Source organism: Pseudomonas sp. CVAP#3 (genome assembly GCF_018986375.1).
In the GTDB taxonomy this organism is placed as follows: domain Bacteria; phylum Pseudomonadota; class Gammaproteobacteria; order Pseudomonadales; family Pseudomonadaceae; genus Aquipseudomonas; species Aquipseudomonas helvetica.
This window is the reverse complement of the sequence record NZ_JAHMSC010000025.1, coordinates 16,184-40,494: the sequence shown is the minus strand read 5'-3', so window position 1 is coordinate 40,494 and position 24,311 is coordinate 16,184. Positions and strand designations below refer to the sequence as shown.

Below are 24,311 nucleotides of genomic sequence, written 5' to 3'. Positions count from 1 at the left end.
GGTCTTCTCCGCGCCATGACTGGGCGCCGCGCTTTGATTTGGTGCAAAAAGCTCAAGCCAGGCACTGCATAACGAAGCGAAACCCAACAAAACCGCGCCCTCCGCCGATTTGGCACGACCACTGCATTACCTTTTCCAACAGACATAAAGCCCGGCCTTCAACGACGAAGGGCGTGCTTCCCGAGAGAACGGGACCAGGACAAAGGCGTCCTCGCTAGGCAACTAGCGAGACGCCTTTTTTTGTTTGCGCAAAATTTGTCGAGCCAGCCTGACCGCCCTGATGAGGCAAGCCTGAGCTCCCCGGAGAACCTGATGAAAAAACTAAAACTGGTGATGATCGGCAATGGCATGGCCGGGGTTCGTACCCTGGAAGAATTGCTCAAGCTGAGCAGCGAGCTGTATGACATCACGGTCTTCGGTGCCGAGCCCCACACCAACTACAACCGCATTCTTCTTTCGCCGGTGCTGGCGGGTGAGCAGACCTTTGAAGAGATCGTGCTTAACGATCTTGATTGGTACCTGGAAAACAACATCAAACTGCTGCTCAACCGCAAGGTAGTGGAAATCGACCGGGTCAAACGTCGGGTCATCGCCGAAGATGGCAGCGAAGCTGAATACGACCGGCTGCTGATCGCCACCGGTTCGACGCCATTCATCCTGCCGATTCCGGGCAACACCCTGGAAGGCGTCATCGGTTACCGCGACATCGCCGACACCCAGGTCATGATCGACACCGCCAAGACCCACAAGCACGCGGTGGTCATCGGCGGCGGCCTGCTCGGCCTTGAAGCGGCCAATGGGCTGATGCTGCGCGGAATGCACGTGACCGTGGTGCACCTCGGCGAGTGGCTGCTGGAACGGCAACTGGACAAAACCAGCGGCCAGTTGCTGCAAACTGCCCTGGAAGGTCGCGGCTTGCACTTTCGCCTGTGCGAACAGACCCAGGCCCTACACGACGCCGGCAATGGCCGAGTCGGCTCGGTACAGTTCAAGAACGGCGACATCATTCCCGCTGACCTCGTGGTGATGGCCGCCGGCATTCGCCCCAATACCGAACTCGCGGAAAAATCCGGCATCCCGTGCAACCGCGGGATTCTGGTCAACGACACGCTGCAAACCTATGACCCGCGCATCTATGCGATCGGCGAATGCGCCAGTCACCGTGGCATCGCCTACGGCCTGGTAGCGCCGCTGTTCGAGCAGGCCAAGGTCTGCGCCAACCACTTGGCGCAACTGGGGTTTGCCCGCTATTCGGGCTCGGTGACCTCGACCAAATTGAAAGTCACCGGCATCGACCTGTTCTCCGCTGGCGACTTCATGGGCGGCGAAGGCACCGAAACCATCACCCTCTCCGACCCGATCGGCGGGGTCTATAAAAAACTGGTGATCAAGGATGACGTGCTGGTCGGTGCCTGTCTGTACGGCGACACCGCGGATGGTGGCTGGTATTTCCGGCAGATTCGTGAGAACCACGCCATCGGCGAGATCCGTGATCACCTGATGTTCGGCGAAAATGCATTAGGCGATGTAGGCCATCAAGGCCAGGACAAAGCCATGAGCATGGCTGACAACGCCGAAGTCTGCGGCTGCAATGGCGTCTGCAAGGGCACCATCGTCAAGGCGATTCAGGAACACGGCCTGTTCAGTGTCGACGAGGTCAAGAAACACACCAAAGCGGCCAGCTCCTGCGGCTCCTGCGCCGGGTTGGTGGAACAGATCCTGATCAACACCGTCGGCGGCGCGGCGGACGTCAAACCGAAAAGCGAAAAAGCCATCTGCGGTTGCAGCGACCTCAACCACGGACAGATCCGCCAGGCGATCCGCGAAGAGCATCTGCTGACCATCGCCGGGACCATGAGCTACCTGAACTGGCGTACCCCGAATGGCTGCGCCACCTGCCGTCCGGCGCTCAATTACTACCTGATTTCCACATGGCCAGGCGAGGCCAAGGACGATCCGCAATCACGGCTGATCAACGAACGGGCCCATGCCAACATTCAGAAAGACGGCACGTACTCCGTAGTCCCTCGAATGTGGGGCGGTGTGACCAATCCTTCGGAGCTGCGGCGCATTGCCGATGTCGCCGACAAGTACAACGTACCCATGGTCAAGGTCACGGGCGGCCAACGCATCGACTTGCTGGGGATCAAGAAGCAGGATCTGCCCGGCGTCTGGAAGGACCTCGACATGCCGTCCGGCCATGCCTATGGCAAATCGATTCGCACGGTCAAAACCTGCGTCGGCAGCGAGTTCTGCCGCTTCGGTACGCAAAACTCCACGCAACTGGGCATCGAACTGGAGCATGACCTGTTCAACATGTGGTCGCCGCACAAGGTCAAGCTGGCGGTCTCAGGTTGCCCGCGCAACTGCTCGGAAGCCGGGATCAAGGACGTCGGAATCATCGGTGTCGACTCTGGCTGGGAGATGTACATCGGCGGCAACGGCGGGATCAAAACCGAGGTCGCAGAATTCTTCGTCAAACTGAAAACCGCTGAAGAAGTGCGCGAGTACAACGGCGCGTTCCTACAGCTGTACCGCGAAGAAGCTTTCTACCTTGAGCGCACCGTGCACTACCTGCAACGGGTCGGCATGGAGCACATCAAGAAAGCCGTGCTGGAAGACCCGGAGCGCCGCAAAGCGCTCAACGACCGGCTGCAATTCTCCCTGTCGTTCGAGCAGGACCCGTGGAAAGAACGCCTTGAGCAGCCGCTGCTGAAGAAGGAGTTCGATGTCATCCCCGTGAAAAACCTGGAGGTGTCGGCATGAACTGGCTGGATATCTGCGCACTCGAAGAAATCAACGCCTTGGGCTCGCGCATCGTCAGCGGCCCCAAAGGTGACATCGCGATTTTTCGCACCAGCGACGACGAAGTTTTCGCGCTCGACGACCGCTGCCCACACAAGGGCGGACCGCTGTCCCAGGGACTGATCTACGGCAAACGCGTCGCTTGCCCGTTGCACAATTGGCAGATCGACCTGGAGTCCGGTCAGGCCCTGGCGCCCGACGTCGGTTGTGCTCATCACCATCCGGCGCGGGTGGAGAACGGTCGGGTCCTGCTAGCTCTGCGGGAAGCAGGCTGATGAGCCGCCAGACGACCGCCTCGACCTGCTGTTATTGCGGGGTGGGCTGCGGCGTACTGATCGAGCATGACGGCGAGCAGATCCTCGGCGTCAGCGGCGACCCGACGCACCCGGCCAACTTCGGCAAGCTGTGCAGCAAAGGCTCTACCCTGCACCTCACCGGCGACCTCGCGGCACGGGCGCTGTACCCGGAACTGCGCCTCGGCAAAGGTATGGCCCGCAGCCGTACCGATTGGGACACCGCCCTCGATCACGCCACCAGCGTGTTCGCCGACACCATCGCCGAGCACGGCCCGGACAGCGTGGCGTTCTATATCTCCGGGCAACTGCTGACCGAGGACTACTACGCCTTCAACAAGTTGGCCCGGGCGCTGGTCGGCACCAACAACATCGACAGTAATTCGCGACTCTGCATGTCGTCGGCGGTGGTCGGCTACAAGCGCAGCCTGGGCGCCGACGCCCCGCCGTGCAGCTATGAAGACCTTGAACTGAGCGATTGCGTGATGATCGTCGGCAGCAACATGGCCTACGCCCATCCGGTACTGTTTCGCCGACTGGAAGAAGCCAAATCCCGCCGACCACAGATGAAAGTCATCGTCATCGACCCTCGACGCACGGACACCTGCGACCTCGCCGACCTGCATCTGGCCATTCTGCCCGGCACCGATGTCGCACTGTTCCATGGGATATTGCATCTGCTGCTGTGGGAAGACTGGGTCGACCGGGAGTTCATCAAGGCGCACACCGAAGGCTTGGCCGAGCTGAAAAGCCTGGTACGCGATTACACCCCGCAAATGGTCGCGCAACTTTGCGGGATCAGCGTTGAACAGCTGCAGCAATGCGCCGAGTGGGTCGGCACCTCAACCAGTTTTCTCTCGCTATGGTGCATGGGGCTGAACCAGTCCACTGCCGGCAGCGCAAAAAACAGTGCACTGATCAACCTGCACCTGGCCACCGGGCAAATCGGTCGGCCGGGCGCCGGCCCCTTCTCGCTCACCGGTCAGCCGAATGCCATGGGCGGGCGTGAAACCGGCAGCTTGTCGAACTTGCTGCCTGGCCATCGCGAAGCAGCCAATGCGCAACATCGCGCCGAAGTGGCGGCTTACTGGGGTGTCGAAAAACTACCTGACACCACCGGGCTAACCGCCATTGAACTGTTCGAACAGGTCCAGAGCGGCAAGATCAAAGCATTGTGGATCGCCTGCACCAACCCGGCGCAGTCGCTGCCGGATCAGCAAACCGTGCGCGCTGCATTGCAGGCTTGCCCATTCGTGGTGCTGCAAGAAGCCTTTCGCACCACCGAAACCGCGCCGTTTGCCGACCTGCTGCTGCCAGCCGCCAGTTGGGGCGAGAAGGAAGGTACGGTGACCAACTCCGAACGGCGGATTTCCCACGTGCGCCGCGCCATTACCGCACCCGGTGAAGCGCGCCCGGACTGGGCGATCACTGTGGATTTCGCACAGCGCCTGGAACAGCGTCTGCGTCCTGGAAAGCCCAGCCTGTTTGCTTTCGAACAATCGGCGCAGGTCTTCGACGAATACAAACAACTGACACGCGAACGGGATCTGGACCTCTGCGGGATCAGCCATGCCCTGCTCGACCGCCTCGGCCCACAGCAATGGCCGTTCCCGGATGGCGCCTTGAACGGAACGCCACGGCTTTATGTGGACGGGATTTTCCCTACCGAGAGTGGCCGTGCACAGTTTGTCGCCGACCCTTATCGCGCCGCCAAGGAGCAGCGTGACGCACGCTTTCCGCTGACCCTGATCACCGGGCGCCTGCGCGATCAATGGCATGGCATGAGCCGCACCGGCACGGCTGCACAATTGTTCGGCCACGTCAGCGAAGCCCTGTTGAGCCTGCACCCTGATGAACTGCGTCGCTATCGACTGCAGTCCGGCGATCTGGTCAACCTCAAAAGCCGTCGAGGCAGCGTGATCGTTGCGGTCGGCAGTGATGACAGTGTGCGCCCGGGCCAGGCGTTTCTGCCGATGCACTGGGGAGACCGTTTCCTCAAGGGTGGCGTCAATACGCTCACGCAGCCGGCGTTCGATCCACTGTCGAAGCAACCCGAACTCAAACACAGCGGCGTGCGTATCGAGCCGGTAAAGCTGCCCTGGCAATTGTTCGCACTGGTTGAGGGCGATGTTCAGCAGCATTTCGAGACCTTACGACCGCTCTGTGAGGACTTTTCCTACGCCAGCCTCAGCCTGGCCGGCCGTGAACGCCCAGCGCTGCTGATACGCGCTGCCAGCGCCCAGGCACCCGACCCGCAACGGCTGCATGCCATCGATCAGCAACTGGGACTCAACGATGGCCCGGTCCTGGCTTACGACGATCCACGGCGCGCCATTGGCAAACGCGTGCGCATCGAGCAGGGCCGGATTACCGCCATTCGCCTGGCCGGTGAAACTCTTGCACAACACTGGCTGCAAAACCTCTGGCTGGAAGGCCGTGCCGACGAACAACTGCGGCGCTGGCTCTTGGCGCCGTTGAGCACGCCACCCGGCAGTGCAGGTGCATCCGTCAGCGCCAACAAAACCCTGTGCAACTGCAAGAACGTCAGTGAAGACGCGGTGTGCGCCGGTATTCGCCGTGGCCTGGATTTACAGGGCCTGCAACAACAACTGGGTTGTGGCACGCAATGCGGCTCCTGTGTCCCGGAAATCAAGCGTCTGTTGGCGGCCAACGTGCAGCCCATCGCAATCACGTCGTGAGGAATTGAACATGAGCGCAAAAGTCTGGTTGGTGGGTGCAGGTCCCGGTGACCCTGAATTGCTGACCCTCAAAGCTGTACGGGCGCTGAACGAAGCCGATGTGGTGCTGATCGATGACCTGGTCAACGACGCGGTGTTGGCGCATTGCCCGCAGGCGCGAATCATTGCGGTCGGCAAACGTGGTGGCTGTCGCTCTACTCCGCAGGCGTTCATTCATCGCTTGATGCTGCGTTATGCCCGCCAAGGCAAGTGTGTGGTGCGGCTCAAGGGTGGCGATCCGTGCATTTTCGGGCGTGGCGGTGAAGAAGCGCAGTGGCTGCGCGAGCGCGAGATTGAAGTGGAGTTGGTCAATGGCATCACCGCAGGCCTGGCCGGCGCAACGCAATGCGATATTTCCCTGACCCTGCGCGGTGTTGCCCGCGGCGTAACTCTGGTCACCGCGCACACTCAGGACGACAGCGAGCTTAACTGGCGAGCCTTGGCCCAAAGCGGTACGACACTGGTGATTTACATGGGCGTAGCGAAACTGAGCTCAATTGGCGAGCAATTGCTCGCCGGTGGGATGGCGGCTGATACGCCCGTGGCGATGATTGAAAACGCTTCATTGCCTCACCAGCGCGAATGTCGGAGCAACCTGACGGCAATGCAGGAAGCTGCCCACAGCTTCCAACTGAAAAGTCCGGCGATCCTGGTGATCGGTGCGGTGGCTGCCAGTGACAATGCCAAGAGATCGCAGCCTGCAACAGCTTCTAGAGAAGAGTTCTGGAACGCTAACCTGGCGTAAGTGCCCTCAAAGGCTCGGACCGCGCTCGGACGATCTTTCAAAAACCAAATCGCAGGCAAAGAAAAGCCCGGCCTAAGCCGGGCTTTTCCGAACTACCAGGCTAATTACTTAGCGGTAGCTTCAACCTGCGCTTCTACGCGACGGTTTGCAGCGCGGCCAGCGTCAGTGCTGTTGTCAGCAATTGGGCGGGACTTGCCATAACCAACCGAGTGAACGCGGTTAGCTTCAACGCCGTCTTTGACCAGAACTTGCTTAACAGCGTCAGCACGACGCTGGGACAGCTTCTGGTTGTAAGCGTCAGGACCGACGTTGTCGGTGTGACCTTCAACTACGGTGGTGGTGTTCGGGTACTGCTTCATGAAGTCAGCCAGGTTCTTCACGTCGCCGTAGCTGTTTGGCTTGACAACAGCCTTGTTGAAGTCGAATTTCACGTCCAGTTGAACGCGAACAACTTCAGCAACTGGAGCTTCTGGAGCTGGCTCTGGAGCCGGTGCTGCAGCTACTGGAGCTGGAGCAACTTTACCGCCAGTGCCGCCGAAGTTAACGCCCAGGCCGATCAGAGCCTGGTAGTCCCAACGACCGTTGTCCAGCTTGTAGTCGGCTTCAACGCCAGCACGAGCGTACAGGTTGTCGGTCATGTACCACTTGGCGCCAGCGCCAGTGGTCAGGTAGGTGGACTTGTCACGACCAGTGTGACCGTCAGCAGCGACGTTGGTCATGCTGCCGTGGGATACACCGCCTTCAACGTAAGGACGGATAGCGTCGCCAACGGTACCGAAGTGGTACTGGGATTTCAGGCCGAAGTGATCGCCTTTGATCCGCTGGTTGCCAGTGTCAGTGTCCGAACGGGTGTATTCGTCTTTGCGATAGGTCGCGTTCACAGAGACGTCGTCGGTCAGGAAGTAGCCGATCGAGACGCCAGGAGTGCGGCCGTTCTGGTAGGAATCGACGCTGTGGTTCCAGGTTTTGCCCCAAAAGGCCTCACCTTCGACCGCGCCTTGGCCTTGTGCCAGAGCGCCGAACGAAGTAGCGGCAATAAGAGAACCAATGGCCAAGCCCAAGGTGTTTTTCAGTTTCATCCGTTAAATCCCCATCTGGTGATTGTAAAGCAGTCCCGCAAACCGGGGGACAACTCGGCGGCAAGTCTATCAGAACTTGCCTACACGTAAGAAATATTTGCGCTGAACTAAGTTTCAGCGATGCCTGCAAATTTCTCACGTAATTTGTCAAGAGCGCGTTTGTACCGCATTTTCGTTGCACTCAAACCCATGTGCATGATGTCCGCGATCTCCTGAAACTCCAACTCTGCGACAAATCGTAGCACCAGAATTTCTCGGTCAATCGGGTTCACATACACTAACCAGCGATCAAGTCCACCCTTTTCCTCAGGTTTCGGCGCCTTCTCTTCAGACGCTTCCTCAAGGGGGTCCAGACTCAAAGCATCCATCAAGCGACGCTTACGCCGTTCCTTCCGATACTGTGTGATGCATTCGTTGTACGTGATGCTGTAGAGCCACGTTTTGAACTTCGATTTGCCCTCGAAGTTCTTCAAACCGTACAACACCTTCAACATCACTTCCTGACAGACATCATCTGCATCACGATCGTTCCCAAGATACCGTGCACAAACGTTAAATAATGTTCTCTGATAACGCCGCATCAGCTCTTCGTAGGCGCGCGTCACGTGAAACAGCTCCGTGTGCGAGCGCGCGACCAACTCCTCATCAGAGAGTTCGCGGGGGTCGTAGCGCATGGATAGCGATTGGGCTTTATTCAAAACAAGTCGGGCCGACAGTCAGGTCAATGTCCGCCGCAGCCCATCGTATCGGGCATTTTGCGGCGGCATACATTAGCAGGGTTTGCCGGGTTAGCGGCTACTAACATGCTGTTCCAGGAGGATCCGATTGGAAAGTGAGACTAGCTCACCCTCATCGGTCAGCAATGTAGTTTTAACCGTGCCGATCTCTTCGATCTGACCTTCGACCTCACCAACACGCACTTGTTGCCCAACCTCATACAACTCACGCACATAGATTCCAGCAAGAATCTGACCGGCGATTTCCCGGCTTCCCAACCCCATGGCCAAGGCAACTGCCAGACCAACGGTAATCAAGACAATCACGATCACATGGTTCAGCAGGTCTGTTTTGACCTCAAGCTGACTGATCGCGACCGAAATACTGATGATGATCACCAGGCCTTGAGCGATACGCCCAAGACCTGCTGCGTAATCCAGTCCTACACCTTCTGCGGCGCCGCGCACCAGCCCATTGGCCAATTGCGCGAGCAGCACGCCCACCAGCAACACCAGCGCGGCGCCGAATACTTTCGGTACATACAACGCCAACATATCGAGCGTAGCCGAAACTCGCTCCAAGCCAAGGGATTCTGCAGCAGAAACCAGGAAAATCAGCAAAACGAACCAATAAACGATCTTGCCGATCAGCGTAGAAATCGGCACCTGCAGCCCTGCGCGGGACAGCAGCTTGGTCAAGCCGGTACCGCCCATCAAGCGATCCAGGCCCAGTTTTGCAAGCAATTTCGAGAGCAGGGTGTCGAGCAGCTTGGCCACGACAAACCCCAGCAGAAGCACTACCAGTGCGCCGAACAGGTTCGGAATGAAGTTCGCTACCTTGGTCCACAACGCGGTCATTGCCGTGACGAGGCTCTGAGTCCAGAGATCAAGTTCCATATTCAATCAGCCTTATCAGCAGTGCGGGCAGCAGGTTTATGACGGGAAACCGGCATGACATGGGCCGATCCGTTATTCAGGGCGATCATCAGCGCGGGCAGCCAGCGGCCCAGCAGGCTGAACAGATCACCGGCACCAACCTGGCGGTTGGCGGTTTTCAGCACACGCCCCAGACAGGCATCGTCGTCACGGGTGGACGGTGATGCCTTGAGCATGTCGCGCAAGGACTGTTCAAACGGATCGTGCATACGCACCTCTCGTGATATCTGTGAAAGACGCGATCAAAATTCTTCGGGTCACATGGCTCTCCCTCATACCCAGCGCAAACGCCGGAACAACCACCACTGCCCCACCCCTACCGTCACCATCATCAGGCAGGCAATCACGAAGCCATAAGGGTTTCCGGAAAAAGGAATTCCGCCGACGTTTATCCCGAGCAAACCGGTCAGAAAACTCATCGGCAAAAAGATCCCGGTGATGATCCCGAAGCGGTACATGATGCGATTCATGTGCACGTTCAAACGCCGGTCTTCAGTCTCAAGCACCAGCCCCACGCGCTCCCGGGTCAACTCCAGCTCTTCCAGGTAACGCGTCAGGCTGTTGTTCAATTCGTTCCAGTAGTCGCCGTCATCGTCGACAAACCATGGCAGTTTTATCCGCGTCAGTTGGCCGAAGATATCCCGCTGCGGAGCAAGGAAGCGCTTCAGTCCGGCCGCTCGCCGACGGATCTGCACAATGGCGCCATGCTCCGGAGTATACCGTTCGTCGGCATCCAGCTTTTCTTCTTCATCATCGACGATTTCGGAGAGATCGCTGACCAGATCCTGCACTTTATGGGTGAGGTACTGAGCCATATAGAGGACCAGTTCGGAGGTGGTTTTCGGCCCCTTGCCCTCAGTCAGTTGCACCAGCAACTCATCGGTGGCGCGCAACGGGCGTAAACGTAGGGAAATGACCCGCTGAGCAGAGGCGAAGATCCGCACCGAGACCATGTCTTCAGGCTCGGCCCCCGGATTGAGGTTGATTCCGCGCAAAAACAGCAACAGCTCGGAGTCCGGCAGCGCTAACAGGCGCGGCCGGGTATTCTCCTCGAGCAGCAGGTCACAGCTGAACTCACTCAGACCGCTGGATTTACGCAACCAGGTCTGAGTTTGCGGGTGACTACGGTCCCAATGCAGCCAAAGGCTTTCATGGGGTTGCAGTTGCAGGTCATCCAGTTCAGTCCGGGCAAGCCAACGCGCACCACCTTTACCATCCAGCACCAGGGCATGCACCAGCCCCCACTGCGCGTTTTCTTCCTCGAACATCCTCACCCCTGGCTTGAATCAGCTGTTTATTCTGGCATTTTCAACGGACTTGGCGAGACGATCACGCCGTTATTGTCCGCGTAAATGTATTCACCCGGACGGAAAGTCACGCCGGCGAAGGTTACCGCAATGTTCAGCTCACCGACGCCACGCCTGTCGGTTTTCATCGGGTGGCTGGCCAGCGCCTGCACGCCCAGGTCGGTTTGCGCGATAACGTCGACATCACGGATGCAGCCGTAGATGACCAACCCTTCCCAACCGTTTTTCGCGGCTTTCTCAGCGATCATGTCGCCCAGCAATGCGCGGCGCAGCGAACCACCGCCATCGACCACCAGCACCTTGCCATTCCCTTTGTGCTCGACCTGCTCCTTGACCAGCGAGTTGTCTTCGAAGCACTTGATGGTAACGATTTCGCCGCCAAAGGAGTCACGGCCACCAAAATTGCTGAACATCGGCTCAAGCACCTGCACCAGTTCCGGGTAGGCATCACACAGGTCGGGAGTAAGGTAATGGTTCATCGAGAAACTCCTGTAAGAGAAAGAACAGATCGTGGGCTGTCGAAAATCGCAGGGGTTACGGTATTGAACGTGTATTCGCCACGGTTAAACATCGATCCCGACGCGATCACCCTTGTAAACCACCTTCAGCATACTCAAGCCAGGGCACTGTGCCTGTACCGGCACGCCGCTGGGCAACTGAAACTCGATACCGTGGCGCTGACAACGCAGGATATTTCCCGACAATGTCGCGCTGCCGAGCGGCGAGCCTTGGTGCGGGCAGCTGTCTATCAGCAACAACGGCTGATTATCCAGCACCAACAGCAGCAGGCTACGCCCTTCAACCTGGAACGTCCGCCGATAACCTTCATTCAGATTGATCAGACGCTCAAGAGGTACGAACATAAGGTCGACTCAACAACCGTTTGTGACCAGAACAGCTCAATGCGTCATATCTTAGCCGTTCACTGATCGGAGTGAAACGCTCTTGTCAGAGCATTCGTACTCAGACGGCTGTCGCCAAATCCGCCTTGCCAGCCAACAACGGCGCCTGCGGATCTGTCAGCCAGCGCTGCACCAACGGCCAGACTTCGGCCTGAGCAGCTTTGCTGACAAGCATTTCAACATGCCCGAAATTGTCCGAAAAACCCTGCTCGCGCCCCAGGCAGATGAACTGCTTGTGCTCGGAACCGATCTGATCGAACAACTTGCGACACGCCCAATCCGGGTCCTGATGATCGCTGGTCGCGCTGACGCCCAAGACCGGCACCTGAACCTCCGCCAGCCCAGCCCACCAGTCTTTCTCGGCATCGCCAAAGCGTCCGAACAAGCCGTACCAGCGCATGCCCTCCAGGGCCAGACCTATCGGCTCGTCCTCCGGACCACGCTTGAGGCGAGAGCCCGAAATTTGCGCGAAACGCTTCAGGATGAACCGCCCGCTCCACTCCACCGGGGGAATTTTCAACGGCCAGTAGGTGCGACTGACCTGCGTACCAAAAAATGCCGCAGAGGCCACGGCAGGCTCACCCAGGTACTGACCACCCAGGTACTGACCACCCAGCGCTGCCGCCAGAGTGATGCCGCCCAGTGAATGACCAATCCAGTGCGGAACCTGACCGCTTTGCTCACGAACGAACGCAGCAATCGCCGGCAGATCGTAACGGGCATAGTCGGCAACGCGGTTCTTTCGATAGTTTTGGTTGCGCTGGGACAAGCCATGACCGCGCATTTCCGGTATCCACACATCAAAGCCGGCACGCGCCAGATAGGCGCCCAGACCAAGGCCTTTGGGGGAAAACCAGAAACGCCGATTGGAAAAGCTGCCATGCAGCAAAATCACCGGAACGCCACGCACAGCGGGCTCATCGGCCATACCCAGGCGGGTAACCGCCAGTTCTACGGTGCCGTCCGGGCTATTGCCGGGTTTCAAACGATAGACGTCCTCGCTCAGATCGCCGCGACGCTCGGCGCTGATCAAGGCGACAGGAAATAGGTTGCTGCTGCTTTGCATAATGCTCTTGCACAAAAAAGGGCGGCATCTACTGGAGCCCGCCCTACTTGAATCTTAAAGCCCCGGTCAGCGGAAAGCCTGACCGGGACTTCATTCACGGATCAGACCGCAGCCTGACCTTCAGCCAGGAAGAACCAGGTTTCCAGTACGGAATCGGGGTTCAACGAAACGCTTTCGATACCCTGCTCCATCAGCCACTTGGCCAGGTCTGGGTGGTCGGAAGGGCCCTGGCCGCAAATACCGATGTATTTGCCAGCCTTGTTACAGGCCTGAATTGCGTTGGACAGCAGCTTCTTGACCGCTGGATTACGCTCGTCGAACAGATGCGCGATGATCCCGGAGTCGCGGTCCAGGCCCAGGGTCAGCTGGGTCAGGTCGTTGGAGCCGATGGAGAAACCGTCGAAGAACTCGAGGAACTCTTCAGCAAGGATCGCGTTGGACGGCAGTTCGCACATCATGATGACGCGCAGACCGTTTTCGCCACGGGCCAGGCCGTTTTCGGCCAACAGTTCCACAACCTGGCTGGCTTCGCCCAGGGTACGGACGAACGGCACCATGATTTCGACGTTGGTCAGGCCCATCTCGTTGCGCACGCGTTTCAGCGCGCGGCATTCGAGTTCGAAGCAGTCACGGAACGACTCGCTGATGTAACGCGAAGCGCCACGGAAGCCCAGCATCGGGTTTTCTTCTTCCGGCTCGTAGAGCTTGCCGCCGATCAGGTTGGCGTACTCGTTGGACTTGAAGTCCGACAGACGCACAATGACCTTTTTCGGCCAGAACGCGGCGGCCAGGGTGCTGATGCCCTCGACCAGTTTCTCGACGTAGAAGCCGACCGGATCGTGGTAACCGGCAATGCGCTTGTCGACGCTTTCCTTGATTTCCGACGGCAGACCGTCGTAGTTCAGCAGTGCTTTAGGGTGCACACCGATCATGCGGTTGATGATGAACTCCAGACGGGCCAGGCCCACACCGGCGTTCGGCAACTGCGCGAAATCGAAGGCGCGATCCGGGTTGCCGACGTTCATCATGATTTTGAACGGCAGTTCCGGCATGGCGTCGACGGAGTTTTTCTTGATGTCGAAGCCCAACTCGCCTTCGAAGATGAAACCGGTGTCGCCTTCAGCGCAGGAAACCGTCACGCCCTGGCCGTCTTTCAACAGCTGGGTGGCGTTACCGCAACCCACGACTGCCGGGATACCCAGTTCACGTGCAATGATCGCCGCGTGGCAGGTACGGCCGCCACGGTTGGTGACGATGGCGCTGGCGCGCTTCATGACCGGTTCCCAGTCCGGGTCGGTCATGTCGGAAACCAGAACGTCGCCCGGCTGGACTTTGTCCATCTCGGAAACGTCTTTGATGATGCGCACTTTACCGGCGCCGATGCGCTGGCCGATGGCGCGACCTTCAACCAGCACGGTGCCGGTTTCTTTCAACAGGTAACGTTCCATGACGTTGGCCTGGGTGCGGCTCTTCACGGTTTCAGGGCGAGCCTGAACGATGTACAGCTTGCCGTCGTCGCCGTCTTTGGCCCATTCGATGTCCATCGGGCACTTGTAGTGCTTCTCGATGATCATCGCCTGCTTGGCCAGTTCGCTGACTTCAGCATCGGTCAGGCAGAAGCGCGCGCGTTCGGCCTTGTCGACATCGACAGTCTTGACCGAACGACCGGCCTTGGCTTCGTCGCCGTAGATCATCTTGATGGCTTTGCTGCCCAGGTTGCGGCGCAGGATCGCCGGGCGACCCGCTGCCAGCGTGCCTTTGTGGACGTAGAACTCATCCGGGTTCACCGCGCCCTGTACGACAGTTTCGCCCAGGCCGTAGGCGCCGGTGATAAACACTACGTCACGGAAGCCGGACTCGGTATCGAGGGTGAACATTACGCCGGCAGTGCCGGTTTCCGAACGGACCATGCGCTGTACGCCGGCCGACAGGGCAACCAGTTTATGGTCGAAGCCCTGGTGCACGCGGTAGGAAATGGCACGGTCGTTGAACAGGGAAGCAAATACTTCCTTGGCAGCGCGAATGACGTTTTCGACGCCGCGGATGTTCAGGAAGGTTTCCTGCTGACCGGCGAAGGAAGCGTCCGGCAAGTCTTCGGCCGTTGCCGAAGAGCGCACGGCCACAGCCATGTCCGGGTTACCGGCCGACAGCGTGGCGAACGCGGTGCGGATTTCGGCGTTGAGCTTCTCCGGGAACTCGGCTTCCATGATCCATTGACGGATTTGCGCACCGGTTTTCGCCAGGGCGTTCACGTCGTCGACGTCCAGCGCGTCGAGGGCTGCGTGGATCTGGTCGTTCAAACCACTTAATTCGAGAAAATCACGATAAGCCTGAGCCGTCGTGGCGAAGCCACCCGGGACCGATACACCGGCACCTGCAAGATTACTGATCATCTCGCCCAGGGATGCGTTCTTGCCCCCCACATGCTCCACATCATGGACGCCGAGCTTATCGAGGGAAACTACGTACTCTACCAAGGTGATCTCTCCACTAACTGTGTTGGAAAAGCTCAGGGCGCCGGCAGCTCATCAGGAGCATTTGCCAGCAATATGGCCTGGACCTGGAAAATAAGTGAGAATGCGGGCCAATCCAGGCCGACAAACCGCGCCTATCATATCCAAGAATCGTCACCAGCTTAAGGCCCAAGGCGCAAATGAAACGATCTGCTTTCTTTATCTCCGATGGCACGGGCATTACAGCCGAAACCCTGGGTCAAAGCCTGTTGGCGCAGTTCGAAAACATTACCTTCAGCAAAGTCATACGACCGTACATCGACAACGTGGACAAAGCGCGGGCCATGGTACAACAAATCAATATGGCCGCCGAAAAGGACGGATTTCGTCCGATCATCTTCGACACGATCGTCAACCAGGATATTCGTGAGATCCTCGCGACCTCCAATGGTTTCATGATCGACATTTTCTCGACCTTCCTCGCGCCGCTCGAGCAGGAGTTGAGCGAACACTCGTCGTATTCGGTCGGCAAGTCCCACTCCATTGGCCACAACTCCAATTACATGGAGCGTATCGAGGCAGTGAACTTCGCCCTCGACAACGACGACGGCGCCCGCACCCACTATTACGACAAGGCCGACCTGATCCTGGTCGGCGTGTCGCGCTGCGGCAAAACCCCGACCTGCCTGTACATGGCCATGCAATTCGGCATTCGCGCGGCCAACTACCCGCTGACCGAAGACGACATGGAGCGCCTGCAACTGCCATCGGCATTGCGCGCCCACAAGCACAAGCTGTTTGGCCTGACCATCGATCCGGACCGCCTCACCGCGATCCGCAACGAACGCAAGCCCAATAGCCGCTACTCGAGCTACGCCCAGTGCGAGTTCGAAGTGCGTGAAGTCGAAAACCTGTTCCGCCGCGAGAACATCGCGCACATCAACTCCACGCATTTTTCCGTGGAAGAGATTTCGGCGAAGATCCTGGTGGAAAAAGGCGTCGAGCGGCGCTTCAAGTAGGAGCTGCCGCGGGTTCGGCTTCAGATCACGAAGAGATCCATGAAACGGTTAACCGGCGTAGCCTCGAGTTTTGCCTGATCCTGGCACAAGGCAAAGATCTGCGCCAACCGTTGCGCAGTGAATCGGGTTGCCAGATTGGCCTTGAACTTGTCCTCCAGCAAGGGAATGCCCTCGGCGCGGCGACGACGATGACCAATCGGGTATTCGACCACCACTTGTCCGGTGCTTGAGCCGTCCTTGAAGAACACTTGCAGGGCGTTGGCGATAGAGCGCTTGTCGGCCTCCAGATACTCGCGGGTGTAACGCGGGTCTTCGACGATGACCATCTTCTCGCGCAACTCGTCGATGATCGGGTGCGCCGCGTGAAACTCGTCTTCGTACTGTTCAGCCACCAGAGTGCCGAAGGCCAGCGGCACGGCGGTCATGTACTGGATGCAGTGGTCGCGATCCGCAGCATTGGCCAGTTGGCCGACCTTGGAAATGATACGAATCGCCGACTCGTGAGTGGTGATAACGATCTTGTCGATTTCATCCAGACGATTGCTCACCTGCGGGTGCAGGGTCACCGCCGCTTCGCAAGCGGTTTGCGCGTGAAACTCGGCCGGGAAGCTGATCTTGAACAGCACGTTTTCCATCACGTAGGTGCCGTACTTCTGCGAGAGGCTGAACGTACGTTTATCGGCGGGCTTGAGCGCCAGATCCTTGTTGGTGTGGCTGAACAGCACGTCGTAGAAACCCCACTGCGGCGCTGTCAACACACCCGGAATGCCCATCTCGCCACGCATGGCGATGTCCGCCAACCGCACGCCACGACTGGAGGCATCGCCCGCTGCCCAGGACTTGCGCGAACCGGCGTTCGGCGCATGACGGTAAGTGCGCAATGCCTGGCCATCGACAAACGCGTGGGACAGCGCCGCCAGCAGTTGCTCGCGATTGGCGCCCATCAGTTTCGCGGTCACCGCCGTCGAGGCGACTTTGACCAGCAGCACATGGTCCAGGCCGACCCGGTTGAAGGAGTTCTCCAGGGCAATCACACCCTGGATCTCGTGGGCCATGATCATCGCGTCCAGTACCGCTCGCATGGTCAGCGGCGCATCGCCGTTGGCCACGCGCTTCTGCGACAGGTGATCGGCGACTGCGACTATCCCGCCGAGGTTGTCGGACGGATGGCCCCACTCGGCAGCCAGCCAGGTGTCGTTGTAGTCGAGCCAGCGGACGATACAGCCGATGTCCCACGCAGCCTTTACCGGATCGAGACGAAAGCTGGTGCCGGGAACACGTGCGCCAAAAGGCACGACCGTGCCTTCAACGATAGGGCCCAGGTGTTTGGTGCATTCGGGAAAGCGCAGGGCCAGCAGGCCACAGCCGAGGGTGTCCATCAGGCAATTGCGGGCGGTGTCCAGCGCCTCTTTGGACTCGATCTTGAAATTGAGAACGTAATCGGCAATGTCCTGCAGGACCTTGTCGTAGTCGGGGCGAATGTTCAGGTCGACGTTGGCGCTCATATTCGACTCCCTACGATGTATGTGTCAGAAAGAATCACCCGGCACGCGCACCCAGCCTTCCATCAACACCCGCGCACTGCGGCTCATGATGGCTTTGGTCACGGTCCATTCGCCATCGACCAGATTGGCCTCGGCGCCAACGCGCAAGGTGCCGGACGGATGGCCGAAGCGCACCGCGTTGCGTGGAATAGCACCCGCGGCGAGGTTGACCAGCGTGCCGTCAATCGCTGCCGCGGTGCCAATCGCTACGGCAGCCGTGCCCATCATCGCGTGGTGCAACTTGCCCATGGACAGTGCCCGGACCAACAGGTCGACATCGCCTGCCGCCACCGGCTTACCGCTGGAAGCGAGGTAGTCGGCAGGCCGTGCGACGAACGCCACCTTGGGGGTGTGCTGACGCTTGGCGGCGTCTTCAAGATTCTGGATCAGCCCCATGCGCAGCGCGCCATACGCACGAATAGTCTCGAACATCGCCAGCGCTTTCGGGTCGCCGTTGATATCGCCCTGCAATTCGGTGCCGGTGTAGCCGATGGCTTCGGCGTTAACGAAGATGGTCGGAATGCCGGCGTTGATCATGGTCACCTTGAGCGTGCCGACACCGGGCACTTCCAGGTCATCGACCAGGTTGCCGGTCGGGAACATCGAGCCGCCTGCACCCTCTTCCTCGGCCGCAGGGTTCATGAATTCGAGCTGCACCTCAGCGGCCGGAAAGGTCACGCCATCGAGTTCGAAATCACCAGTTTCCTGCACCGCGCCGTCAGTGATCGGCACGTGGGCGATGATGGTCTTGCCGATATTGGCCTGCCAGATGCGCACCACCGCGATGCCGTTGCGTGGAACGCGACTGGCCTCGACCAGACCGCTGCTGATGGCGAACGAACCGACCGCCGCCGAGAGGTTGCCGCAGTTACCGCTCCAGTCGACAAAAGGCTTGTCGATGGAGACCTGGCCGAACAGGTAATCGACATCGTGATCGGCCTTGATGCTCTTGGACACGATCACCGTTTTACTGGTGCTGGAGGTCGCCCCGCCCATACCGTCGATTTGCTTTTCATACGGGTCAGGGCTGCCGATCACGCGCAACAACAGCGCGTCGCGGGACGGGCCCGGAACCTGTGCCGATTCAGGCAGGTCTTGCAGGCTGAAGAACACGCCTTTGCTGGTGCCGCCGCGCATATAGGTGGCAGGGATCTTGATCTGAGGTACGTGGGCCATAATGTTCCTTATGCGCCGGAGCAGGACGTCACTGCCCTGCCCCGGCAAGTCGCGTTAGACAGCAACAGCCGATTCAAGGAAGTCCTGGGCGAAACGCTGCAACACGCCGCCAGCTTCATAGATCGAGACTTCTTCAGCCGTGTCGAGACGGCAGGTAACCGGCACCGACACCTGTTCACCGCTCTTGCGGGTGATGACCAGCGTCAGTGTGGCCCGCGGCGTGCGCTCGCCGATCACATCGAAAGTTTCAGTGCCATCGATGCCCAGGGTCTTGCGGTCGGTGCCCGATTTGAACTCCAGCGGCAACACGCCCATGCCCACCAGGTTGGTACGGTGGATGCGTTCGAAACCCTCGGCTGCGATAGCCTCGACACCGGCCAGACGCACACCCTTGGCAGCCCAGTCGCGGGACGAACCCTGACCGTAGTCGGCACCTGCGATGATGATCAGCGGCTGCTTGCGCTCCATGTAGGTTTCGATGGCTTCCCACATGCGCATGACCTGGCCTTCCGGCTCGACACGCGCCAGCGAACCCTGCTTGACCTTGCCATTTTCCTGAACCATTTCGTTGAACAGTTTCGGGTTGGCGAAGGTCGCGCGCTGCGCGGTCAAGTGGTCACCGCGGTGCGTTGCGTAAGAGTTGAAGTCCTCTTCCGGCAGGCCCATTTTCGCCAGGTATTCGCCAGCGGCGCTATCGAGCATGATCGCGTTGGACGGCGACAGGTGATCGGTGGTGATGTTGTCCGGCAGCACTGCCAGCGGGCGCATGCCCTTGAGCGGACGCGCTCCGGCCAGTGCGCCTTCCCAGTACGGCGGACGGCGGATGTAGGTGCTCATCTCGCGCCAGTCGTACAGCGGTTTGACTTTCGGGCCGGTGTCTTCGTGGATGGCGAACATCGGAATGTAAACCTGGCGGAACTGCTCCGGCTTGACCGATGCCTTGACCACTGCATCGATTTCTTCGTCGCTCGGCCAGATGTCCTTGAGGCGGATTTCCTTGCCGTCAGCCGTCAGGCCCAGCACGTCTTTTTCGATATCGAAACGGATGGTCCCGGCTATAGCGTACGCCACCACCAGCGGCGGCGAAGCAAGGAACGCCTGCTTGGCGTACGGGTGAATCCGGCCGTCAAAGTTGCGGTTACCCGACAACACGGCGGTGGCGTACAGGTCGCGGTCGATGATTTCTTGCTGGATCACCGGGTCCAGTGCACCGGACATGCCGTTGCAGGTAGTGCAGGCAAATGCCACAACACCGAAACCGAGTTGTTCCAGTTCAGAAGTCAGACCGGCTTCATCCAGATACAACGCCACGGTTTTCGAACCCGGCGCGAGGGACGATTTGACCCACGGCTTGCGGGTCAGCCCCAACGTGTTGGCATTACGCGCCAACAGGCCTGCAGCGATGACGTTGCGCGGGTTGCTGGTGTTGGTGCAACTGGTGATGGCAGCAATGATCACTGCGCCGTCCGGCATTTGGCCGGGCACATCGTCCCACTGGCCGGAGATGCCCTGGGCCGCGAGATCAGACGTAGCGACACGGGCGTGAGGATTGCTCGGCCCCGCCATGTTGCGCACCACCGAAGACAGGTCGAAGGTCAAGCCGCGCTCGTATTGCGCGCCCTTCAGGCTATCGGCCCACAGGCCTGTGGTCTTGGCGTAATTTTCGACCAACTGCACCTGCTCGTCTTCGCGACCGGTGAGTTTCAGGTAGTCGATCGTCTGCTGGTCGATGTAGAACATCGCCGCGGTGGCGCCGTATTCCGGAGCCATGTTGGAAATGGTTGCGCGGTCGCCGAGGGTCAGCGCGGATGCGCCTTCACCGAAGAACTCCAGCCAGGCTCCAACGACTTTTTGCTTGCGCAGGAACTCAGTCAGCGCCAGCACCATGTCGGTAGCAGTGATGCCCGGTTGCAGCTTGCCGGTGAGTTCGACTCCGACGCTTTCCGGCAGACGCATCCAGGAGGCGCGGCCGAGCATCACGCTTTCCGCTTCCAGACCGCCAACACCGATGGCGATCACACCCAGGGCATCGACGTGCGGGGTGTGGCTGTCGGTGCCGACGCAGGTATCCGGGAAGGCCACGCCGTCACGCACCTGGATCACCGGCGACATTTTCTCCAGGTTGATCTGGTGCATGATGCCGTTGCCTGGCGGGATCACGTCGACGTTCTTGAAGGCCTTTTTGGTCCAGTTGATGAAGTGAAAACGGTCTTCATTACGACGGTCTTCGATGGCGCGGTTCTTTTCGAACGCTTCCGGATCGAAGCCACCGCGCTCGACGGCCAGGGAGTGGTCGACGATCAATTGCGTCGGTACCACCGGGTTCACTTGCGCAGGATCGCCACCTTGCAGGGCAATGGCATCACGCAGGCCGGCGAGGTCCACCAGCGCGGTCTGGCCAAGAATGTCGTGGCACACCACGCGGGCCGGGAACCACGGGAAATCGAGGTCGCGTTTGCGCTCGATGAACTGTTTCAGCGATTCGGTGAGCGTGGCCGGGTCGCAGCGGCGCACCAGGTTTTCCGCCAGTACGCGGGAGGTGTACGGCAGGGTGTCATAGGCGCCAGGCTGGATGGCCTCGACTGCCGCGCGGGTGTCGAAGTAATCCAGATGAGTGCCGGGTAGTGACTTGCGGTGTTCAGTATTCATGCGCGGGGACTCGATCACGGTGGGTACAAAGAGACGGGAGCGCTGACTGTCGCGCTCCCTTGCTCCCTTATCAGCGTTGTTCGATTGGCACGAACTTGCGCTGTTCGACGCCGACGTACTCGGCGCTCGGGCGGATGATGCGGTTGTTGGCACGCTGTTCGAACACATGCGCCGCCCAGCCGGTCAGCCGCGAGCAGACGAAAATCGGCGTGAATAGCTTGGTCGGAATGCCCATGAAGTGGTACGCCGAGGCATGGTAGAAGTCCGCGTTGGGGAACAGTTTCTTCTGTTCCCACATGGTCTTGTCGATGGCTTCGGACACCGGGAACAACACGGTGTCGCCGACTTCGTCAGCGAGCTTTTTCGACCAGTCCTTGATCACTTCATTACGCGGATCGTTGTCTTTGTAGATCGCGTGACCAAAACCCATGATCTTGTCTTTGCGCTCGAGCATCGCAAGAGTGCCTTTGATCGCCTCTTGCGGCGACGCGAAGCGCTCGATCATTTCCATCGCCGCTTCGTTGGCGCCGCCATGCAGCGGGCCGCGCAGGGAACCGATGGCGGCGGTAACGCAGGAGAACAGGTCGGACAAGGTCGATGCGCACACGCGGGCGGTGAAGGTCGACGCGTTGAACTCGTGTTCCGCATAAAGGATCAGCGAAACGTTCATCACCTTGACGTGCAACTCGCTCGGCTTCTTGTCGTGCAGCAGGTGCAGGAAGTGCCCGCCGATAGACTCTTCATCGGTCACGCAGTTGATGCGCTTGCCGTCGTGGCTGAAGCGATACCAGTAGCACATGATCGCCGGGAACGCGGCCAGCAGCCGGTCGGTTTTGTCGTGTTGCTCGGAGAAGTCATGCTCCGGCTCAAGGTTGCCGAGGAACGAGCAACCGGTGCGCATCACATCCATCGGGTGGGCGTCCGCCGGGATGCGTTCGAGCACTTCCTTCAGCGCTTGCGGCAAGTCACGCAGCTTGCTCAGTTTGTTGATGTAGGCCGCCAGTTGCGCCTTGTTCGGCAGTTCGCCGTACAGCAGCATGTATGCCACTTCTTCGAAATGCGCCTGGGCCGCCAGTTCGCGAACGTCATAGCCGCGATAGGTCAGGCCTGCGCCCTCTTGCCCTACGGTGGACAATGCGGTTTGCCCGGCCACCTGGCCACGCAGCCCGGCGCCACTCAATACTTTTGCTTCGGCCATTGCTGTCTCCAATCTTGAATTTGTTAGGGAATCTGCAACATCTAAACGATGAATCGAGTATTGCCGATCAACCCTTTTTCTGGGCAAACAACGCATCGAGCTTCTGCTCGAAGGTGTGGTAGTCGATGCGATCGTAAAGCTCCATGCGGGTTTGCATGGTGTCGATGACGTTCTGTTGCGTACCGTCGCGACGAATCGCGGTGTAGACGTTTTCCGCCGCTTTGTTCATCGCGCGAAAGGCCGACAGCGGGTACAGCACCAGCGACACATCGGCAGCTTTCAGTTGCTCGGTGGTGTACAGCGGCGTGGCGCCGAACTCGGTGATGTTGGCCAGGATCGGCGCTTTGACGCGGCTGGCGAACAGCTTGTACATGTCCAGTTCGGTGATGGCTTCCGGGAACACCATGTCGGCGCCGGCTTCGATGCACGCCGCGGCGCGATCCAGTGCCGACTCCAGACCTTCCACCGCCAGGGCGTCGGTGCGGGCCATGATCACGAAGCTGTCATCGGTGCGCGCATCGACTGCCGCCTTGATCCGGTCGACCATTTCCTGCTGGGAAACGATCTCTTTATTCGGGCGGTGACCGCAGCGCTTGGCGCCGACCTGATCTTCGATGTGAATCGCTGCCGCGCCGAACTTGATCATCGACTTCACGGTGCGCGCGACGTTGAATGCCGAAGAACCAAAACCGGTGTCCACGTCCACCAACAGCGGCAGGTCGCAGACGTCGGTGATCCGGCGTACGTCGGTCAACACGTCATCGAGCCCGGTAATCCCCAGGTCCGGCACACCGAGAGAACCGGCAGCGACCCCGCCACCGGACAGATAAATAGCCTTGAAACCGGCACGCTTGGCCAGCAGCGCATGGTTGGCGTTGATCGTGCCGACCACTTGCAAAGGATGCTCGCTGGCAACCGCATCGCGGAAACGCTGGCCTGGTGTGCTCTTGTTCGAACTCATGACTCACCTCGTGGAGTGGCTGTCTGATGGGCTCCGTCCTGATAGTGACGGGCGATATTGCGTTTTGAAGCGCCGATATGACGACGCATCAACAACTCGGCCAATTCACCGTCACGGTCGGCGATGGCATCGAGAATCCGGTGGTGCTCGGCAAACGCCTGGCGCGGCCGATTGGGCGTGGCGGAAAACTGGATGCGGTACATGCGCACCAGTTGATACAGCTCACCGCAGAGCATTTGCGTCAGCGTACGGTTGCCGCTGCCTTGAATGATTCGGTAGTGGAAGTCGAAATCGCCTTCCTGCTGGTAATAGCCGACACCGGCCTGAAACGCCGCATCGCGCTCGTGGGTTTCCAGCACCCGACGTAACTCGTCGATTTCTTCGGTCGTCATGCGTTCGGCTGCCAGGCGACAGGCCATGCCTTCCAGGGACTCGCGAATTTCGTAGAGCTCAAGCAGTTCGGCGTGACTCAGCGACACCACCCTGGCCCCTACGTGCGGGACGCGGACCAGCAGGCGCTGACCTTCGAGACGATGGATCGCCTCACGCAACGGCCCACGGCTGATGCCGTAAGTGCGCGCCAGTTCAGGCTCGGAAATCTTGCTGCCCGGGGCGATCTCGCCTTTGACGATGGCCGCCTGAATGCGTCGGAAGACGTTTTCGGAAAGGGTTTCCGAATCGTCTGACGCCATCACCGGGGGATCAAGTTGATCCAGCATATTGT

At 59.4% G+C, this 24,311-nt stretch carries 20 protein-coding genes; 5 read left to right on the top strand and 15 right to left on the bottom strand.

The genetic code is table 11. From position 1 onward, the window contains the following. The first annotated feature begins 312 nt into the window (after positions 1–312). The 4 genes from nirB to cobA are packed head-to-tail and all read left to right on the top strand — an operon-like array spanning position 313 to position 6,581. Positions 313–2,766: a nitrite reductase large subunit NirB gene (nirB, locus tag KRR23_RS27085; RefSeq protein ID WP_216744925.1), complete on the top strand. Its 2,454-nt coding sequence runs from the start codon at positions 313–315 to the stop codon at positions 2,764–2,766. Then, positions 2,763–3,080 (top strand): nitrite reductase small subunit NirD, encoded by a 318-nt coding sequence (gene nirD / locus KRR23_RS27080; protein ID WP_216744924.1) that lies wholly within the window; start codon positions 2,763–2,765, stop codon positions 3,078–3,080. The genes nirB and nirD overlap by 4 nt, the downstream gene beginning before the upstream one ends. After that, positions 3,080–5,797: a nitrate reductase gene (locus KRR23_RS27075; protein ID WP_216744923.1), complete on the top strand. Its 2,718-nt coding sequence runs from the start codon at positions 3,080–3,082 to the stop codon at positions 5,795–5,797. The genes nirD and KRR23_RS27075 overlap by 1 nt, the downstream gene beginning before the upstream one ends. 10 nt (positions 5,798–5,807) lie before the next feature. Continuing rightward, complete coding sequence (gene cobA, locus KRR23_RS27070) at positions 5,808–6,581, top strand: uroporphyrinogen-III C-methyltransferase (protein ID WP_216744922.1); 774 nt, start codon at positions 5,808–5,810, stop codon at positions 6,579–6,581. A gap of 104 nt (positions 6,582–6,685) precedes the next feature. Here the strand turns inward: cobA and KRR23_RS27065 are convergent, their stop codons facing one another. From KRR23_RS27065 to ppsA, 9 genes are all read right to left on the bottom strand, one after another. Beyond that, on the bottom strand, positions 6,686–7,660 hold the full coding sequence (locus KRR23_RS27065; RefSeq protein ID WP_216744921.1) for an OmpA family protein: 975 nt from the start codon (positions 7,658–7,660) through the stop codon (positions 6,686–6,688). 107 nt (positions 7,661–7,767) lie between these two features. Further along, the gene (gene sigX / locus KRR23_RS27060) at positions 7,768–8,358 is read right to left on the bottom strand and encodes an RNA polymerase sigma factor SigX (RefSeq protein ID WP_075949123.1); all 591 of its coding nucleotides are present in this window, start codon (positions 8,356–8,358) and stop codon (positions 7,768–7,770) included. A gap of 90 nt (positions 8,359–8,448) precedes the next feature. After that, a complete protein-coding gene (locus KRR23_RS27055; protein WP_216744920.1) occupies positions 8,449–9,273 on the bottom strand; it encodes a mechanosensitive ion channel domain-containing protein in 825 nt (274 codons plus the stop codon). Positions 9,274–9,275: 2 nt separating this feature from the next. After that, on the bottom strand, positions 9,276–9,521 hold the full coding sequence (locus KRR23_RS27050; RefSeq protein WP_054593251.1) for a hypothetical protein: 246 nt from the start codon (positions 9,519–9,521) through the stop codon (positions 9,276–9,278). A 63-nt stretch (positions 9,522–9,584) separates the two neighbouring features. Next, a complete protein-coding gene (locus KRR23_RS27045) occupies positions 9,585–10,580 on the bottom strand; it encodes a zinc transporter ZntB (RefSeq protein ID WP_103315376.1) in 996 nt (331 codons plus the stop codon). A 26-nt stretch (positions 10,581–10,606) separates the two neighbouring features. After that, the gene (rraA, locus tag KRR23_RS27040) at positions 10,607–11,098 is read right to left on the bottom strand and encodes a ribonuclease E activity regulator RraA (RefSeq protein WP_216744919.1); all 492 of its coding nucleotides are present in this window, start codon (positions 11,096–11,098) and stop codon (positions 10,607–10,609) included. Positions 11,099–11,182: 84 nt separating this feature from the next. Next, positions 11,183–11,482, bottom strand: a complete 300-nt coding sequence (locus tag KRR23_RS27035) for a Rieske (2Fe-2S) protein (protein WP_216744918.1) — start codon at positions 11,480–11,482, stop codon at positions 11,183–11,185. A gap of 100 nt (positions 11,483–11,582) precedes the next feature. Further along, complete coding sequence (locus KRR23_RS27030) at positions 11,583–12,587, bottom strand: alpha/beta fold hydrolase (RefSeq protein ID WP_216744917.1); 1,005 nt, start codon at positions 12,585–12,587, stop codon at positions 11,583–11,585. 101 nt (positions 12,588–12,688) lie between these two features. Beyond that, on the bottom strand, positions 12,689–15,064 hold the full coding sequence (gene ppsA, locus KRR23_RS27025; RefSeq protein WP_216744916.1) for a phosphoenolpyruvate synthase: 2,376 nt from the start codon (positions 15,062–15,064) through the stop codon (positions 12,689–12,691). 176 nt (positions 15,065–15,240) lie between these two features. On the opposite strand from ppsA, the gene KRR23_RS27020 reads away from it, so the two are divergent. Further along, complete coding sequence (locus KRR23_RS27020; RefSeq protein ID WP_054593257.1) at positions 15,241–16,059, top strand: pyruvate, water dikinase regulatory protein; 819 nt, start codon at positions 15,241–15,243, stop codon at positions 16,057–16,059. 20 nt (positions 16,060–16,079) lie between these two features. On the opposite strand, the gene prpD is transcribed toward KRR23_RS27020, so the two are convergent. From prpD to KRR23_RS26990, 6 genes are all read right to left on the bottom strand, one after another. Continuing rightward, entirely contained in the window at positions 16,080–17,564 is a 1,485-nt protein-coding gene (gene prpD / locus KRR23_RS27015; RefSeq protein WP_216744915.1) for a 2-methylcitrate dehydratase, read from the bottom strand. A gap of 24 nt (positions 17,565–17,588) precedes the next feature. Continuing rightward, entirely contained in the window at positions 17,589–18,779 is a 1,191-nt protein-coding gene (gene prpF / locus KRR23_RS27010) for a 2-methylaconitate cis-trans isomerase PrpF (RefSeq protein ID WP_216744914.1), read from the bottom strand. 54 nt (positions 18,780–18,833) lie between these two features. After that, a complete protein-coding gene (acnD, locus tag KRR23_RS27005) occupies positions 18,834–21,428 on the bottom strand; it encodes a Fe/S-dependent 2-methylisocitrate dehydratase AcnD (RefSeq protein ID WP_216744913.1) in 2,595 nt (864 codons plus the stop codon). A 70-nt stretch (positions 21,429–21,498) separates the two neighbouring features. After that, the gene (gene prpC, locus KRR23_RS27000) at positions 21,499–22,626 is read right to left on the bottom strand and encodes a 2-methylcitrate synthase (RefSeq protein WP_216744912.1); all 1,128 of its coding nucleotides are present in this window, start codon (positions 22,624–22,626) and stop codon (positions 21,499–21,501) included. A gap of 67 nt (positions 22,627–22,693) precedes the next feature. Further along, the gene (gene prpB / locus KRR23_RS26995; RefSeq protein ID WP_054593262.1) at positions 22,694–23,587 is read right to left on the bottom strand and encodes a methylisocitrate lyase; all 894 of its coding nucleotides are present in this window, start codon (positions 23,585–23,587) and stop codon (positions 22,694–22,696) included. Beyond that, positions 23,584–24,303 carry a GntR family transcriptional regulator gene (locus KRR23_RS26990; RefSeq protein ID WP_185019838.1) on the bottom strand — a complete coding sequence of 240 codons (720 nt, stop codon included), beginning with the start codon at positions 24,301–24,303 and terminating at the stop codon, positions 23,584–23,586. Before KRR23_RS26990 ends, prpB begins: the two co-directional genes overlap by 4 nt. Positions 24,304–24,311 lie beyond the last annotated feature (8 nt).